Source organism: Streptomyces sp. NPDC054757, assembly GCF_053612185.1.
Genome location: NZ_JBSHBW010000011.1, coordinates 192,384 through 207,624 on the forward strand (window position 1 = coordinate 192,384; position 15,241 = coordinate 207,624).

Annotated in this window: 12 protein-coding genes; 8 read left to right on the forward strand and 4 right to left on the reverse strand. The window is 71.4% G+C overall.

Features of this window, described 5'->3' with window-relative positions; translation table 11 throughout:
* The first annotated feature begins 11 nt into the window (after nt 1–11).
* Nucleotides 12–1,445 carry a S28 family serine protease gene (locus ACWGKJ_RS16395; protein WP_385023813.1) on the forward strand — a complete coding sequence of 478 codons (1,434 nt, stop codon included), beginning with the start codon at nt 12–14 and terminating at the stop codon, nt 1,443–1,445.
* Nucleotides 1,446–1,538: 93 nt separating this feature from the next.
* Here the strand turns inward: ACWGKJ_RS16395 and ACWGKJ_RS16400 are convergent, their stop codons facing one another.
* From ACWGKJ_RS16400 to ACWGKJ_RS16410, 3 genes are all read right to left on the reverse strand, one after another.
* Nucleotides 1,539–3,365 (reverse strand): glycoside hydrolase family 3 protein, encoded by a 1,827-nt coding sequence (locus tag ACWGKJ_RS16400; RefSeq protein ID WP_385023815.1) that lies wholly within the window; start codon nt 3,363–3,365, stop codon nt 1,539–1,541.
* Nucleotides 3,366–3,939: 574 nt separating this feature from the next.
* Nucleotides 3,940–4,746 carry a sugar phosphate isomerase/epimerase family protein gene (locus ACWGKJ_RS16405; RefSeq protein WP_385023816.1) on the reverse strand — a complete coding sequence of 269 codons (807 nt, stop codon included), beginning with the start codon at nt 4,744–4,746 and terminating at the stop codon, nt 3,940–3,942.
* A 273-nt stretch (nt 4,747–5,019) separates the two neighbouring features.
* Entirely contained in the window at nt 5,020–6,081 is a 1,062-nt protein-coding gene (locus tag ACWGKJ_RS16410) for a LacI family DNA-binding transcriptional regulator (protein WP_385023818.1), read from the reverse strand.
* A 252-nt stretch (nt 6,082–6,333) separates the two neighbouring features.
* On the opposite strand from ACWGKJ_RS16410, the gene ACWGKJ_RS16415 reads away from it, so the two are divergent.
* Genes ACWGKJ_RS16415 through ACWGKJ_RS16425 form a run of 3 tightly spaced genes read left to right on the forward strand, consistent with a single transcriptional unit; the run spans nt 6,334 to nt 9,484 of the window.
* On the forward strand, nt 6,334–7,485 hold the full coding sequence (locus ACWGKJ_RS16415; RefSeq protein ID WP_385023820.1) for a Gfo/Idh/MocA family protein: 1,152 nt from the start codon (nt 6,334–6,336) through the stop codon (nt 7,483–7,485).
* Nucleotides 7,482–8,654: a dihydrodipicolinate synthase family protein gene (locus tag ACWGKJ_RS16420; RefSeq protein ID WP_385023822.1), complete on the forward strand. Its 1,173-nt coding sequence runs from the start codon at nt 7,482–7,484 to the stop codon at nt 8,652–8,654. The genes ACWGKJ_RS16415 and ACWGKJ_RS16420 overlap by 4 nt, the downstream gene beginning before the upstream one ends.
* Before the next feature lie 32 nt (nt 8,655–8,686).
* A complete protein-coding gene (locus ACWGKJ_RS16425) occupies nt 8,687–9,484 on the forward strand; it encodes a sugar phosphate isomerase/epimerase family protein (RefSeq protein WP_385023836.1) in 798 nt (265 codons plus the stop codon).
* A gap of 74 nt (nt 9,485–9,558) precedes the next feature.
* Here the strand turns inward: ACWGKJ_RS16425 and ACWGKJ_RS16430 are convergent, their stop codons facing one another.
* Complete coding sequence (locus ACWGKJ_RS16430) at nt 9,559–10,461, reverse strand: alpha/beta hydrolase (protein WP_385023824.1); 903 nt, start codon at nt 10,459–10,461, stop codon at nt 9,559–9,561.
* A 45-nt stretch (nt 10,462–10,506) separates the two neighbouring features.
* Here ACWGKJ_RS16430 and ACWGKJ_RS16435 point away from each other — a divergent pair, with 45 nt between their 5' ends.
* The 4 genes from ACWGKJ_RS16435 (at nt 10,507) to ACWGKJ_RS16450 (ending at nt 15,050) form a co-directional block, all read left to right on the forward strand.
* On the forward strand, nt 10,507–10,983 hold the full coding sequence (locus tag ACWGKJ_RS16435) for a MarR family winged helix-turn-helix transcriptional regulator (RefSeq protein ID WP_385023826.1): 477 nt from the start codon (nt 10,507–10,509) through the stop codon (nt 10,981–10,983).
* A gap of 387 nt (nt 10,984–11,370) precedes the next feature.
* The gene (locus ACWGKJ_RS16440; RefSeq protein ID WP_385023828.1) at nt 11,371–12,780 is read left to right on the forward strand and encodes a family 2B encapsulin nanocompartment shell protein; all 1,410 of its coding nucleotides are present in this window, start codon (nt 11,371–11,373) and stop codon (nt 12,778–12,780) included.
* Nucleotides 12,777–14,156: a family 2 encapsulin nanocompartment cargo protein terpene cyclase gene (locus ACWGKJ_RS16445; protein WP_453315755.1), complete on the forward strand. Its 1,380-nt coding sequence runs from the start codon at nt 12,777–12,779 to the stop codon at nt 14,154–14,156. Before ACWGKJ_RS16440 ends, ACWGKJ_RS16445 begins: the two co-directional genes overlap by 4 nt.
* A gap of 15 nt (nt 14,157–14,171) precedes the next feature.
* Nucleotides 14,172–15,050: a geranyl diphosphate 2-C-methyltransferase gene (locus tag ACWGKJ_RS16450; RefSeq protein WP_453315754.1), complete on the forward strand. Its 879-nt coding sequence runs from the start codon at nt 14,172–14,174 to the stop codon at nt 15,048–15,050.
* Nucleotides 15,051–15,241: the final 191 nt, after the last annotated feature.

Here is a 15,241-nt window from a genome sequence, read left to right on the forward strand (position 1 = left end):
GGGAGGGCTGAATGCGCAAGGCGCTCAGATGGCTACTGGCGTTCGTGGTGCTCATAGGCACCGTGAGTGCGGCGGGAGCCTCAGCCGGCGCGGCCACCGCCGCGATACCGGACACCTCGGACATCAAGGCCCGGATCCTCGCGATCCCCGGCATGAGTCTCATAGAGGAGAAGCCCTACACGGGCTACCGCTTCTTCGTCCTCCAGTACACCCAGCCCATCGACCACCGGCACCCGTCGAAGGGCACCTTCAACCAGCGCTTCACGCTGCTGCACAAGGACACCAGCCGCCCGACCGTCCTCTACACCGGCGGGTACAACGTCTCCACCACCCCCAGCCGCACCGAGCCGACGCGCATCGTCGACGGCAACCAGGTGTCCCTGGAGTACCGCTACTTCACCCCGTCCAGGCCGCAGCCCGCCGACTGGTCCAAGCTGGACATCTGGCAGGCCGCCAGCGACCAGCACCGGCTGTTCACCGCGCTCAAGAAGATCTACACCAGGAACTGGCTGACCACCGGCGGCTCCAAGGGCGGCATGACCGCCACCTACTACGAGCGCTACTACCCGAAGGACATGGACGGGGTCGTCGCGTACGTCGCGCCCAACGACGTCGTCAACGACGAGGACTCGGCGTACGACCGGTTCCTCAGCACCGTCGGCACCAAGGAGTGCCGCGACCGGCTGGAAGGCGTGCAGCGCGAGGCGCTCATCCGCCGCGAGCCGCTGGAGAAGATGTACGCCAGGTACGCGAAGGACAACGGCTACACCTTCACCACCGTCGGGACGCTCGACAAGGCGTACGAGGCCGTGGTGCTCGACTACATCTGGGGCTTCTGGCAGTACAGCCTGCTCTCCGACTGCGACACCGTCCCCGCAGACGCCCCGCACGCCACCGACCAGGAGATCTGGGACTCGGTCGACACCATCTCCGGCTTCTCCTTCTACACCGACCAGGGGCTTGAGGCGTACACGCCGTACTACTACCAGGCGGGCACCCAGCTCGGCTCGCCCACCATCCGGCAGCCCTGGCTCGGCAGGCTGAGCCGCTACGGCTACCAGCCGCCGCGCCACTTCGTCCCCAGCTCCATCCCGATGCGCTTCCAGCCGGGCGTGATGGCCGACGTGGACCACTGGGTGAAGCGCCACGCCCACCACATGCTGTACGTGTACGGACAGAACGACCCCTGGGGCGCCGAGCGCTTCAGCGTCGGGAAACACCCCGACGACAGCTACGTCTTCACCGCGCCCGGCATGAACCACGGCGCGAACGTCGACGGTCTCGCCCCCGCCGAGAAGGCGAAGGCCACCGCCCGCATCCTGGCCTGGGCCGGGGTCGCCCCGGCGTCGGTGCAGGCCGACCCGCAGCGGGCCAAGCCGCTCGCCCCGTACGACGCGACGCTGGACCACAGGGGCCTGGAGCGCGAACCGTCCCTGCGGCCCTGACCCCGGCTCCGGACGCCAACCACCCCTGAAAGCAACCGGATTGAGCAGTGCCCGCCGCGAAGTCGCGCGGCAGGCACTGTCTCTGTCGGAGGGTCAGTAGGTCAGACCGTGCCCCACCGGATACAGCACCTTCGTGGGGTCGTCCGCGCGCTGGACGGGAACCGGCAGCAGACCGCGTGGCGTGACCCGGCCCGCGATCACCCGTGCCGCAGCCCGGAGTTCGACATCCGTCCAGCTGTACGTCGCGAGCGCGGCCCGGACCCCGGGGAGCTGCGCGATGTCGTACGGATTGCGCACCGCGATCTGCACCACCGGGACCCCTGTCGTGACCAGCGCCGCCACCAGCTTGGTCTGGGCATCGCCCGCGACCACGTCGTAGGTGCCGACGATCACGGCGTCCTTGCCCGCGGCGGCGGCCACCGCGCTCTTGATCAGGGCCGCGGTGGGCGCGGTGCCGGTCGGCAGCACCGCGGTGGTGAAGCCGAGACCGGTCAGCTCCTTGCCGAGCACCGTGGTGGGCGGGCCGGTGGTCCCCGAAGGCGAGGCCGGGTCGGGGCCGACGACCAGCAGACTCCTGGTGCGGCGCCGGGAGAGCGGCAGCAGCCTGTCCTGGTTCACCAGCAGGGTGGTGGTCCGCTCGGCGATCCGGTCGGCCGCCGCCAGATGGAGCCGGGTGCCGACCGTCCGGTCGATCCGGACACCGGGCACGTACGGGCTGCTGAGGAGAGCGCGCCGCTCCTTGAGCCGCAGGATCCGCAGGATCGATTCGTCCAGCCGCTCCTCGGTGAGCTCGCCGCTGCGTACCGCGCTCAGCACCGCGTGCCAGGCGGTGTCCAGGTCCGGCGGGTTGAGCAGCTGGTCGACGCCGGCCTTGAGGGCCAGCACCGGCACCCGGTCGTCGCCGTACTTGTCCCGTACGCCCTGCATGCCCAGCGAGTCGGTGACGACGACGCCGTCGTACTTCAGCTCCTCGCGGAGGATGCCGGTGAGGATCGGCCGCGACAGGGTGGCCGGATCGTTGCTCGGGTCCAGCGCCGGGAACTGGATGTGCGCGGTCATGATCGAGTCGATCCCGGCGGCGATGGCGGCCTTGAAGGGCGGGGCGTCGATACGCTCCCACTCCTCGCGGCTGTGGGTGATGACCGGGATCCCGGTGTGGCTGTCGACCGCGGTGTCGCCATGGCCGGGGAAGTGCTTGGCGGTGGCGGCCACCTGCGCGCTCTGGTACCCCTGCACCTCGGCGGCGACCAGCCGGGCCACGGCGGCCGGTTCGGAGCCGAAGGAGCGGACGCCGATGACCGGGTTGGCGGGGTTCACATTGACGTCGGCGTCCGTCGAGTAGTCCTGCCGGATGCCGATCGCCCGCAGTTCGGCTCCGGAGATCCGGCCGACCGTACGGACGTCCTCGCGCGAGCGCCCGGCGCCCAGCGCCATCGCGCCGGGGAACAGCGCGGCCGGGTAGCCGACCCGGCAGACGATGCCGTGCTCCTGATCGGTGGCGATCAGCAGCGGTACGGGGGTGGGCTGGGCGAGACCGGCGCGCTGGATGCCGTTGGAGAGGGCCGCGATCTGGTGCGGGTCGCGGGTGTTGTGCGCCCAGCTGAAGTAGATGATGCCGCCGACGTGGTACTTGGCGATCAGCTCGGCCGCGGTGCGGACGCCGATCTCCTTCAGGTTGGCGTCGATGTCGGCCTGGTCGGGTGCGGTGGCGGAGTGTCCGTAGACCCGCATCACGAAGAGCTGGCCGACCTTCTCCTCGATGCTCATCCGGCCGATGAGCTTCTTGAGCCGCCGGTCGAGAGCGCTGGGGTCAGCGCCGGGACGGCGGGGACCGGCGTGTGCCGTGGTGCCCGTGGCTGCCGCGGCGACCGCGGCGGCGGTGGCGGTGAGCAGGGAGCGTCTGGAGGTGCGGTACTGCACTGGTGCCCCTTCCGGCCATGCTGCGCAAGGAATCTGAGGCCGGCCGGCACAGGGACGACAGTGCACTCCCCGCGCCGGCCGGCCTGAAGGAAACTTCCAAGCAGCACCGATATCCGGAAACTAACTGCCAGGTCAAGGGTGCGGGCCGGATCGGGGCGGCATTGGCCCATTTGCCCAGGGGCGGCGGCGCGACCGGGGCCCGGACTGCCCGCGTGTCTGGACTGCCCGCGTGCCCGGACTGGCCGAGGTGCCGACTGCCTGAGTGCCCGGACTGGCCGAGGTGCCGACTGCCTGAGTGCCCGGACTGGCCGAGGTGCCGACTGCCTGAGTGCCCGGACTGGCCGAGTGTCCGGGCTGACCGCGTGCCCGGGCTGACCGGCTGCCGGGGCTGATCGCTCGGGTCCCGCCGTCTGCCGGGTTCCGGGTGAGCGCTGCCCGCCGGGACCCGGCCGGGCCACCCGGGCGAGCGCTACGCGGCGGAGCGCCACCCGGCCGTGTGCTGCCCGGCGGAGCGCCACCAGGCCGTGTGCTGCCCGGCGGAGCGCTACCCGGCGGAGCGCTACCCGGCCGTGCGCTACCCGGCCGGGGGCGCGGCCGCCGCCGCTGTCAGCCGCTCCAGGTGTTCCCGACCCGCCGTCAGCAGCCCCGGCAGCTCCGCCGCCTGGGGGTACCAGCGCTTCTCGTACTCCCAGCAGAGCCACCCCCCGTCCGGCGCGAGCAGCTCCACGCACTCGCCGAGCGGCAGCACCCCGGCGCCGAGCGCGAGCGGGGTGGTGTCCTCGGCCGACGCGACATCCTTGACCTGGGTGTAGCCGAGGTGCGGGGCGAGCACGGCGTGGCTGGCCGCGGGGGTCTCGCCGCCCAGCCAGGTGTGCATCACGTCCCAGAGCGCGCCGATGTTCCGGTGGCCGACCGGGCCGAGCACCCGGGCCGCGTCGGCGCCCGTGCGGTGCGAGTCATGGGTTTCGAGGAGGATCCGTACGCCCTTGTCGGCGGCGACCTCGGCGGCCGCTCCCAGCCTGCGGGCGGCGGCCGCGTCGGCCTCGGCCGAGTCCTGGCCGCCACCGCCGGGGAAGACCCGGACGAACGGTGCGCCGAGGTCGGCGGCGAGGAAGACCAGTTCGGCGATATCGCCCTCGATCTCCTTGTCGTCACCGGGTGCGGCCACCCTCACGTATCCGGCCACTCCGAGGATCTCGACCCCGTTGCGGGCGAACTCATCGGCCGCAGCGGCCCGTTCCCGCAGTCCGGTGCCGGGGTGCAGGACCTCCTCGGCGTGGGCGCGCAGTTCGACCCCCTGGTAGCCGTTGTCCGCCGCGAGCCGTACCACGTCCGGGACGGTGATTCCTGGCACTCCGAGGGTGGAGAACGCGAATTTCAACGCACTGTTCCTTCCTGAAGGCTGAGCCGCCGGGCCTGGCTTCCGGCGCCCCGGCAGTTCCGTCCGATCCGGCCGGTTCCGTCTGGTCCGACCGGTTCCGTCTGATCCGTTGGCCCGTCCGGGCCCTGGTCTCCGTTTGCCCCGGTTCCCGCGGATCCTGCCTGCTGATGCCAGGTCATCATTGGTCCACGGGACCCGTCCCCGGCAATCCGCCTCGCGGTCGGGGCCGCCCATCGCCCCGGCCGGCGCATGGCGGAGGCACGGCGGGACCTGTCACCGGCCGGGCGGAGCCGTCGACGCGCGGATCACCAGCTCGCCCCGCACCACCGCGACCCCGCCCTTCGGCGCCGCCTCCCGGCCCATCGCGAGCCGCCCGGCCCGCGCCCCCGCCTCGTACAGCGGAAGCCGCACCGTCGTCAGGGCCGGCGACGCGTCCACCGAGAACGGCAGATCATCGAAACCGGCCACCGAGACGTCATCGGGAATCCGCAGCCCCTGGTCCCGCAGCGCCGCGCACGCGCCCAGCGCCACCGTGTCGTTGGCCGCCACGACGGCCGTCAGCCCCGGTTCCCTGCGCAGCAGTTCGAGGGTGGCGTCATAGCCGGAGCGGCGGTCGTAAGGCCCGTGCACCGTGAGCCCGTCCGATCCGTCGGACAGCCCGGCCGCCGCCATGGCCAGCCGGTGGCCCGCCAGGCGGTCGCGGGTGGTGGTCCGTTCGGCGGGACCGGCCGCATAGCCGATCCGCCGGTGTCCGAGCGTCAGCAGATGTTCGGTGAGCCGCTGCCCGCCGCCCCGGTTGTCGAAGGGCAGCGCGGTGACCGCGGACTCGCTGCCGGGGACCGGCGGGCGCCCGCAGAGCACCACCCGGGTTCCGGCGCCGGCGAGTCTGGTGAGCTTCGCGGAGACGGCGGCGGTGTGCTCCGGATCCTCGATGGCGCCGCCGGTCAGCACGACCGCGGTGGCGCGCTGGCGCTGGAGCAGCGTGAGATAGGTGAGTTCGCGCTCCGGGGAGCCGCCGGTGTTGCAGACGACCGCCAGCTTCTCGCCGCCCCCGCGTCCGCTGCCCTCCTGGCCGCTGATCTCCGACTGGGCCGCCCCCGCCATGATGCCGAAGAACGGGTCGGCGATGTCATTGACCAGGACGCCGACCAGGTCGGACGTGGCGGCTGCCAGGGAGCTGGCCGGGCCGTTCAGTACGTAGTCCAGCTCGTTCACGGCCGCCAGTACGCGCTCCCGGGTGGCCGCCGCCACCGGGTAGTTGCCGTTGAGCACACGGGACACCGTCGCCGGGGAGACCCGTGCGCGGGCCGCGACGTCCGAGAGCGTCGTTGTCATGTCTGCCTCCGTGCCACTCGCCCGCATCTCCTGTCACATGATCCCGCTCGGCTGACCGCCCCGCGCGGCTGCCCGCGCCCGTTGCCGCGGGCCCGCCTCTTGTCGGGGCCGGTGTCCGCAGGTTAGCTTCATAGCGCGTAGAAAGCGCTTGCTATCGCTCGCTTCCTACCGCACGCTTGCCATCGCCCGGTGCGGGCCGTGTGCACGGCCTGTGTGCAGGACCGCGTGCGTCACCCTGTGGAGGGACCTTTCGTGACACGTAAGACAGTGCGGATCGCCATGAACGGCGTGACCGGCCGGATGGGCTACCGCCAGCACCTCGTCCGCTCCCTCCTCGCGATCCGCGAGGAGGGCGGCCTCGACCTCGGCGACGGCACCCGGCTCTGGCCCGAGATCGTCCTCGTCGGCCGCCGTGAGCAGGCGCTCAGGGAGATGGCCGAGAAGCACGGGCTCGACCAGTGGTCCACCGACCTCGACGCCGTACTCGCCGACCCGGCCGTCGACATCTACTTCGACGCCCAGGTCACCTCGGCCCGCGAGGAGGCGCTGCGCAAGGCCATCGCCGCCGGGAAGCACATCTACACCGAGAAGCCGACCGCCACCGGCCTGGAGGGCGCCCTTGAGCTGGCGCGACTGGCCAGGACCGCCGGAATCAAGCACGGTGTCGTCCAGGACAAGCTGTTCCTGCCGGGGCTGCTGAAGCTCAAGCGCCTCATCGACGGCGGCTTCTTCGGGAAGATCCTGTCCGTCCGGGGTGAGTTCGGCTACTGGGTCTTCGAGGGCGACTGGCAGGAGGCCCAGCGCCCCTCGTGGAACTACCGCGCGGAGGACGGCGGCGGCATCGTCGTGGACATGTTCCCGCACTGGGAGTACGTCCTGCACGAGCTGTTCGGCCGGGTCACCTCCGTACAGGCCCTCGCCGCCACCCACATCCCGCAGCGCTGGGACGAGCGGTCCGAGCCGTACCCGGCGACCGCCGACGACTCCGCCTACGGGATCTTCCAGCTGGAGAGCGGAGCGGTCGCCCAGATCAACTCCTCCTGGGCGGTGCGGGTCAACCGCGACGAGCTGGTCGAGTTCCAGGTCGACGGAACCGAGGGCTCTGCCGTCGCGGGGCTCCGCAACTGCCGTGTCCAGCACCGCAGTTCCACACCCAAGCCGGTCTGGAACCCGGACCTGCCCGCCACCCACGCCTTTCGCGACCAGTGGCAGGAGGTCCCGGACAACGGCGACTTCGACAACGGCTTCAAGGTCCAGTGGGAGCTCTTCCTGCGTCACATCGCGCTCGACGAGCCGTACCACTGGGACCTGCTGGCGGGCGCCCGCGGTGTGCAACTCGCCGAGCTGGGGCTGAAGTCGTCCGCCGAAGGCCGCCGTCTCGACGTCCCGGAGATCACGCTGTGACGATCCTGCTGCCACGCGCCGACGGTGCGGGCCCCGGCGGTACGTACGCCTACACGCCCCGCACCGAACCCGCCGCCTTCACGGCCGGCGGCGCCCCGCTCGCCTCCCGTACGGTCTTCTCGGCCGCCCATGTCGTCGCCGACCCGTACGCCGATGTGTCGCCGGACGGGCCGCCCGCCGTCGACTGGGACGCCACCCTCGCCTTCCGCCGCCACCTCTGGTCCCACGGGCTCGGCGTGGCGGAGGCCATGGACACCGCGCAGCGCGGCATGGGCCTGGACTGGCCGGTCGCCGCCGAGCTGATCCGCCGCTCCGCGGCCGAGGCCAGGGCGGCCGGCGGCGCCATCGCCTGCGGTGTCGGCACCGACCAGCTGGCACCCGGCGATGTGACGCTGGACCAGGTCACCGAGGCGTACGAGGCCCAGCTCGCCGTCGTCGAGGAGACCGGGGCGCAGGCCATCCTGATGGCATCGCGCGCGCTCGCCGCGACGGCGAAGAGCCCCGACGACTACCTGGAGACCTACGGCCGACTGCTGCGCCAGTCCGCGGAGCCGGTCATCCTGCACTGGCTCGGGCCGATGTTCGACCCGGCGCTCGACGGCTACTGGGGCTCGCCCGACCTGGACGCGGCGACCGACACCTTCCTGGAGGTCATCGCGGCCCACCCGGACAAGGTGGACGGCATCAAGGTCTCGCTGCTCGACGCGGAGCGCGAGGTACAGCTGCGCCGCAGGCTCCCTGACGGGGTCCGCTGCTACACCGGGGACGACTTCAACTACCCCGAGCTGATCGCGGGCGACGAGCGCGGCTTCAGTCACGCGCTGCTCGGCATCTTCGACCCGCTGGGCCCGCTCGCCGCCGAGGCGGTCCGGGTCCTGGACACCGGCGACGCCCAGGGCTTCCGCGACCTCCTGGACCCCACGGTCGAGCTGTCCCGGCATCTCTTCCAGACCCCGACCCGCTTCTACAAGACGGGTGTGGTCTTCCTGGCCTGGCTGGCCGGGCACCAGGAGCACTTCACGATGGTCGGCGGCCTCCAGTCGGCCCGCTCGCTGCCGCATCTGGCGCGGGCGTACGAACTGGCGGACCGGCTCGGCCTCTTCCCCGATCCGGCGCTCGCCCAGAGCAGGATGACGTCCCTGCTCCATGTGTACGGAGTCGCACAGTGACCGCAGACCTCGCCCGCTTCAGCATCAACCAGATGACCGTGAAGCAGCTCTCCCTGCCCGAACTCGTCACCGCCTGCACCGACCTGGGCGTTCCCGGGGTGGGCCTCTGGCGCGAGCCTGTCCAGCGGTACGGGGTGGAGGCGGCCGCCGCACTCGTACGGGAGGCGGGACTGCGCGTCACCACCCTCTGCCGCGGCGGTTTCCTCACCGCGACGGAACCGGCCGAGCGGGCGGCGGCGCTGGCGGACAACCGTACGGCGATCGACGAGGCCGTGACCCTGGGTACCGACACCCTGGTGCTGGTCTCGGGCGGACTCCCGGCCGGCTCCAGGGACCTGCACGGCGCCCGCGAGCGGATCGCGGACGCCCTGGCCGAACTCGGCCCCTACGCGGCCGAGCGCGGGGTGCGCCTGGCGATCGAACCGCTGCACCCGATGTTCGCCGCGGACCGCTGTGTCGTCTCGACCCTGACCCAGGCCCTGGACCTGGCGGAACGCTTCCCCGCCGAGCAGGTGGGCGTCGCCGTGGACACGTACCACATCTGGTGGGACGACCGGGCGCCCGCGCAGGTGGTCCGGGCGGGCGAGGGCGGCCGTATCTGCACCTTCCAGCTGGCGGACTGGACCACCCCGCTGCCGGCGGGCGTCCTGAACGGCCGCGGACAGCTCGGTGACGGGTCGGTGGACCTGCGGGAGTGGCGCGAGCGGGTGGACGCGGCCGGGTACACCGGGCCGGTCGAGGTGGAGTTGTTCAACGAGGAGCTGTGGGCGCGGGACGGTGTGGAGCTGCTGCGGGAGACCGCCGAGCGGTATGTGAAGCACGCGCTGTAGCCGTACGGGAGCCGTAGGGGAACTGCCGGGAGCCGTACGGAACCGCGCACGGAACGCGCTCCTCCGGGGTGACGTCAGGAGGCGGGGACGCGCTGGGCGAGGAAGAGGGCTGCGCGGTCGAGTGCCTGGTCGGCCTCGTCGAGCGTCCCGCCCGCGAAGGCCTGGAAGACGTGCGGTGCGTCCGCGGTGATGTCGAGGATGACGTCGACTCCGGCGTCCCTGGCGCGGGTGGCGAGGCGGGTCGAGTCATCGAGCAGGATCTCGTTGCCGCCCACCTGGATGAGAAGCGGGGGGAAGCCGGTCAGGTCGGCGAAGAGAGCCGGGCTGAGCAGGGGCTGCTCGGGGTCCTGGCCGGCGAGGTACATGGCCCCGGTGTGCAGCACGGCGTCGCGGGTGAAGACCGGGTCGACGCCCTCCTTGGCCGTCATGCTCCCGCCGGTCCTGGTGGCGTCGAGGCCCGGCGAGAAGGCCACGATCGCGGCGGGCAGCGGCAGGCCCGCGTCGCGGGCGGCGAGCGAGGTGGTGACCGCGTAGCCGCCACCGGCGGAGTCTCCGGCGAAGGCGACAGATGACGGGTCGAGGCCGCTGTCGAGAAGGGCGCGGTAGGCGCTCAGATTGTCCTCAAGACCCGCCGGGAACGGGTGCTCGGGGGCCAGCCGGTACTCCACCGAGTACGAGGCGAAGCCGGTCTTGGAGACGAGCTGCGCGGTCAGCGGGAGCGCGGTCTCCGGTGAGCCGAAGACGAAGCCCCCGCCGTGGAAGTACAGGATGGTGCCGGGCCGGGCCCCGCTCTCCGGTGTGACGTGCAGGGCGGGCCGGTCGCCGAGCGTGGTCGGCGCGGTGCGCACGTCGTCCGGCACGAACATCGTGTCCATGAGGGCCCTGAACCCGGCGCGCAGTTGCCCGACGGAGCGCGGGCCGTCGGGCCGGGGCCGGCGGAGCATCGCGTCGACCTCGGCGAGCTGTTGCTTGCTCATCTGCTTCCTCCCGTGTGCTGCATGCTTTCCACTACACTATATTCCATGGCATATAAATCGGCTGAAGGTCCCGTTGACCTCCCCGCGTTCTTCGCGGATCTCGTCCGCTGCGAGACGCGCCTGTACAACGCGCTCAACGACCACCTGCGCGAGCGGCACGGGATCGTGACGTCGCAGTTCGAGTTCCTGCGGTTCCTCCGGGAGCATTCGGGGGCCCGGGTGGCCGACGTCGCCGCGGAGTTCGCCATCGGCGCCGGCGCGACCAGTAAGAGCGTCGACCGCCTGGAGCAGCGGGGCTTGATCGTCCGCCAGGCCAACCCGGCGGACCGCAGATCCTCATTGCTGGCCCTGACCGGCGACGGCTCACAGCTCCTCCACGCCGCCGAGGTCACCTTCACCGCACGCCTGGGCGAGCTGGTCGAAGACACCCTCGACCAGAACGCGACAGCGGCCGTCGGCCGGGCCCTTCGTCAGCTGCGGTCCGCGCTCGAACGCGACGGGGTCGGCACCCCCACCGGCTGAGAGGCCCGGCCCCCGCCGCCTGCCCGGTGCGCGGCCGCCTGCCCGGCGCGTGGCCGCCGGGGGAGCCGATGGCCGGGATGCCCCTGGCCTGTTACGGCCTCCAGGGGGCGGTGCGGTGGCCACCCGGGGACGGTGGTGTGCGAACTCCGCTGACCCGAAGGGCGGTTGACCAGGGGCTGAAAGTCGTCGGTCAGCCGGATAAACCTGATGCGGGGCGAGATCGCTGCATCGAAGTAACTCCTCCGCTGCTCCGGGCGAGTTGGGCGGACCGGCGGTTAGCGTTCCGGTGGTCCTGGGGGGATTGCCGGTGATGTCGCCGTCTGTTCTCTCTTCCACCGTTTGGTGCGCCGACGCCGATCACCGCCGTCACAAAGGAGAACGCGACTGATGACCGTTGAGACCGGCCCGGAGACCGGAGTGCGGCCGCCCGCGCAGTCCAGTCTGAGCACGGCAGCCGCCCGTAACCTCGCCACCACGACCAAGTCCGCCCCGCAGATGCAGGAGATCACCTCCCGGTGGCTGCTGCGGATGCTCCCCTGGGTGGAGACCAAGGGCGGCGCCTACCGGGTGAACAGACGGCTGAGCTACACCGTCGGGGACGGGGTCATCGAGTTCGTCCAGGACGGCTCAGGTGTCCGGGTGGTCCCGCGCGAGCTCGGCGAGCTGGCGCTGCTGCGTGGCTTCGACGACGTCGAGGTGCTGACCGCCATCGCCGACCGGTGCGTCCAGCGCGACTTCCGGGCCGGTGAGGTGCTGGCCGAGCGCGGCAGCCCCGCCGAGCAGATCCATCTGATCGCCCACGGCCGGGTCAGGCAGACCTCCATCGGGAAGTACGGCGACGAGACAGCGGTCGCCCTGCTCGCCGACGGCGACCGGTTCGGCGAGAACGCCCTGCTGGACACCGAAGCGACCTGGGACTGCACGGCCAAGGCCGAGACCGCGGGCACCCTGCTCACCCTCTCCCGCGCCGACTTCGACGCCGTGCTCTCCGAGGCGCCGGGCCTCCAGGCCCACATCCGGGAGTTCGGCTCGCTCTCCGGCAAACCGCAGACCCGGCACGGCGAGGCCGAGATCGCGATGTCGGCCGGGCACACCGGCGAGGCACAGCTGCCGGGCGCCTTCGTCGACTACGAACTCCGTCCACGTGAGTACGAACTCTCCGTGGCGCAGACGGTGCTGCGGGTCCACAGCAGGGTCGCCGACCTCTTCAACGGGCCGATGAACCAGACGGAGGAGCAGCTCAGGCTCACCATCGAGGCGCTGCGCGAGCGCCAGGAGCACGAGCTGATCAACAACCGCGAATTCGGGCTGCTCCACAACGCCGCCTTCAAGCAGCGCATCCAGACCCAGTCGGGCCCGCCCACCCCGGACGACCTCGACGAGCTGCTGAGCCGGCGCCGCGGCACCAGGCTCTTTCTCGCCCACCCCCGGACGATCGCGGCGATCGGGCGCGGCTTCAACGCCTACGGGGTCTATCCGGACCATGTCGACCTCGGCGGCCAGCAGGTCCCGGCCTGGCGCGGGGTCCCGATCCTGCCCTGTAACAAGATCCCCGTCAGCGAGGAGAACACCAGCTCCATCCTCGCCATGCGCACCGGCGAGGACAACCAGGGCGTCATCGGCCTGCACCAGACCGGCCTGCCGGAGGAGTACGAACCGGGGCTCTCGGTGCGCTTCATGGGCATGAACGAGCAGGCGATCATCTCGTACCTGGTCACCGCCTACTACTCCGCGGCCGTCCTGCTGCCCGACGCGCTCGGCGTGCTGGAGAACGTACAGATCGGCCACCGCGCCTGAGTCCTGGCGGGCCCGGCCACCTCACCAAGGAGCTAAGGATGCCCGATCCCGGGCCTTCACCCCGGCAGCCGAGCGCTGCCCTGCAACGGATTCTGTGCGGCCCCAGCGGACTGGGCACGGCGGGCCTGCACCTGGGCCGGCGGGCGGAACTCCTGGAGCACACTGAGACCCTGGAGCACCCCGGACCCCCGGAACTCGCGGCGCATCCGGAATCCGCGGTGCACCTGGAGCCCCCGGCGCACCAGGAAGCCCTGGTTTCACCGGCGCCCCCGGTCCTCCCGGGCCCCCTGGTTCCACCGCAACACCTGGCTCTCCCGGGGCGCCCGGTTCCGCCGGGACCCCCCGCCTTCCCGGTCCCCCCGGCCCCTTCGGCGTCCCGGTCGGCGGACCCGGTGGAGGGCACGCCGGTCCCCGGTCTCTACCACCATCCGGTGGCCCACCCCGACCCGGTGCGGGTGGCGGAGGTCAGCCGGCGGATCAAGGCATGGGCGGTGGACGAGGTCCAGGCGTTCCCCCCGGAGTGGGAGGACCAGTTCGACGGCTTCTCCGTCGGCCGGTACATGGTCGCCTGCCACCCGGACGCGCCCAGTGTCGACCATCTGATGGTCGCCACCCGGCTGATGGTCGCCGAGAACGCGGTCGACGACTGCTACTGCGAGGACCACGGCGGTTCGCCCATCGGGCTCGGCAGCCGCCTGCTGCTGGCCCACACCGCCCTCGACCCGCTGCACACGACCCAGGAGTACCAGCCGGAGTGGGCCGAGTCGCTCCTCTCGGACGCGCCCCGGCGCGCCTACCGCTCCGCCATGGAGTACTTCAGCCGCCAGGCCACCCCCTCGCAGACCGACCGGTACCGGCACGACATGGCCCGTCTGCACCTGGGATACCTGGCCGAGGCCGCCTGGTCCCAGACGGACCACGTACCCGAGGTGTGGGAGTACCTGGCGATGCGCCAGTTCAACAACTTCCGCCCCTGCCCCACCATCACCGACACCGTCGGCGGCTACGAACTCCCCGCCGACCTGCACGCCCAGCCGGCGATGCAGCGGGTCATCGCGCTCGCGGGCAACGCCACGACGATCGTCAACGACCTCTACTCGTACACCAAGGAACTCAACAGCCCCGGCAGACATCTGAATCTGCCCGTGGTGATCGCCGAACGTGAGGCCGTCTCCGACCGGGACGCCTATCTGAAGGCGGTCGAGGTCCACAACGACCTCATGCACGGCTTCGAGAGCGAAGCCGCCGCGCTGGCTGCCGAGTGCCCCGTCCCGAGCGTGCTGCGTTTCCTCCGGGGCGTGGCCGCGTGGGTCGACGGCAACCACTACTGGCACCGGACCAACACCTACCGATACAGCCTGCCCGATTTCTGGTAAGGAACGGACTCCACCATGACCAGCACCGAGCTCACCACCGACGCCCCCGTCTTCATCCCCAGCCCGGCGTCGCCGTACCAGGGTGACATCGCCCGGTACTGGGACCGCGAGGCCAGGCCCGTGAATCTGCGTCTCGGTGACGTGGACGGGCTCTACCACCACCACTACGGCATCGGCGACGTCGACCACGTGGCCCTGGGGGACCCCCGCGACAGCGAGTACGAGAAGAGGCTGATCGCCGAGCTCCACCGGCTGGAGTCGGCGCAGGCCGAAGTCCTCCTGGACCAGCTCGGATCCATCGGGCGCGACGACACGCTCGTGGACGCGGGCTGCGGCCGGGGCGGTTCGATGGTGATGGCCCACCAGCGGTTCGGCTGCAAGGTCGAGGGGGTCACCCTCTCCGCCAAGCAGGCCGACTTCGGCAACGAGCGTGCGCGGGAACTGGGTATCGACGACCATGTCCGCGCCCGGGTGTGCAACATGCTCGACACGCCCTTCGATGCGGGGCAGGCCGCGGGCTCGTGGAACAACGAGTCGAGTATGTACGTCGACCTGGACGACCTCTTCGCCGAGCACTCCCGCATCCTCGGGACCGGTGGCCGCTATGTGACCATCACCGGCTGCTGGAACCCGCGTTACGGCCAGCCGTCGAAGTGGGTCTCCCAGATCAACGCGCACTTCGAGTGCAACATCCACTCCCGCCGGGAGTATCTGAAGGCCATGGCGGACAACCGCCTCGTACCGCAGACCATCGTCGACCTGACGGCCGCGACCCTGCCCTACTGGGAGCTGCGGGCCACGTCCTCTCTGGTCACCGGGATCGAGGAGGCGTTCATCAACTCGTACAAGGACGGCTCGTTCCAGTACCTGCTGATCGCGGCCGACCGCGTCTGACCGGGCGGCCGCGTCCGACCCTCCCGGACGCGGCCGCCCCGCTCCACCGGGGAACGCGTCGGGGCCCGGTCCACCGGACCGGGCCCCCACCCCGTCGGAGTCGGAACCCCGTCGGGTCAGAAGAAAAACCCCCACCGCAGCAGGACCTTCGCGTAAGGACGCCCCTCGCCCCTGCGGACCACCAAGCGGGC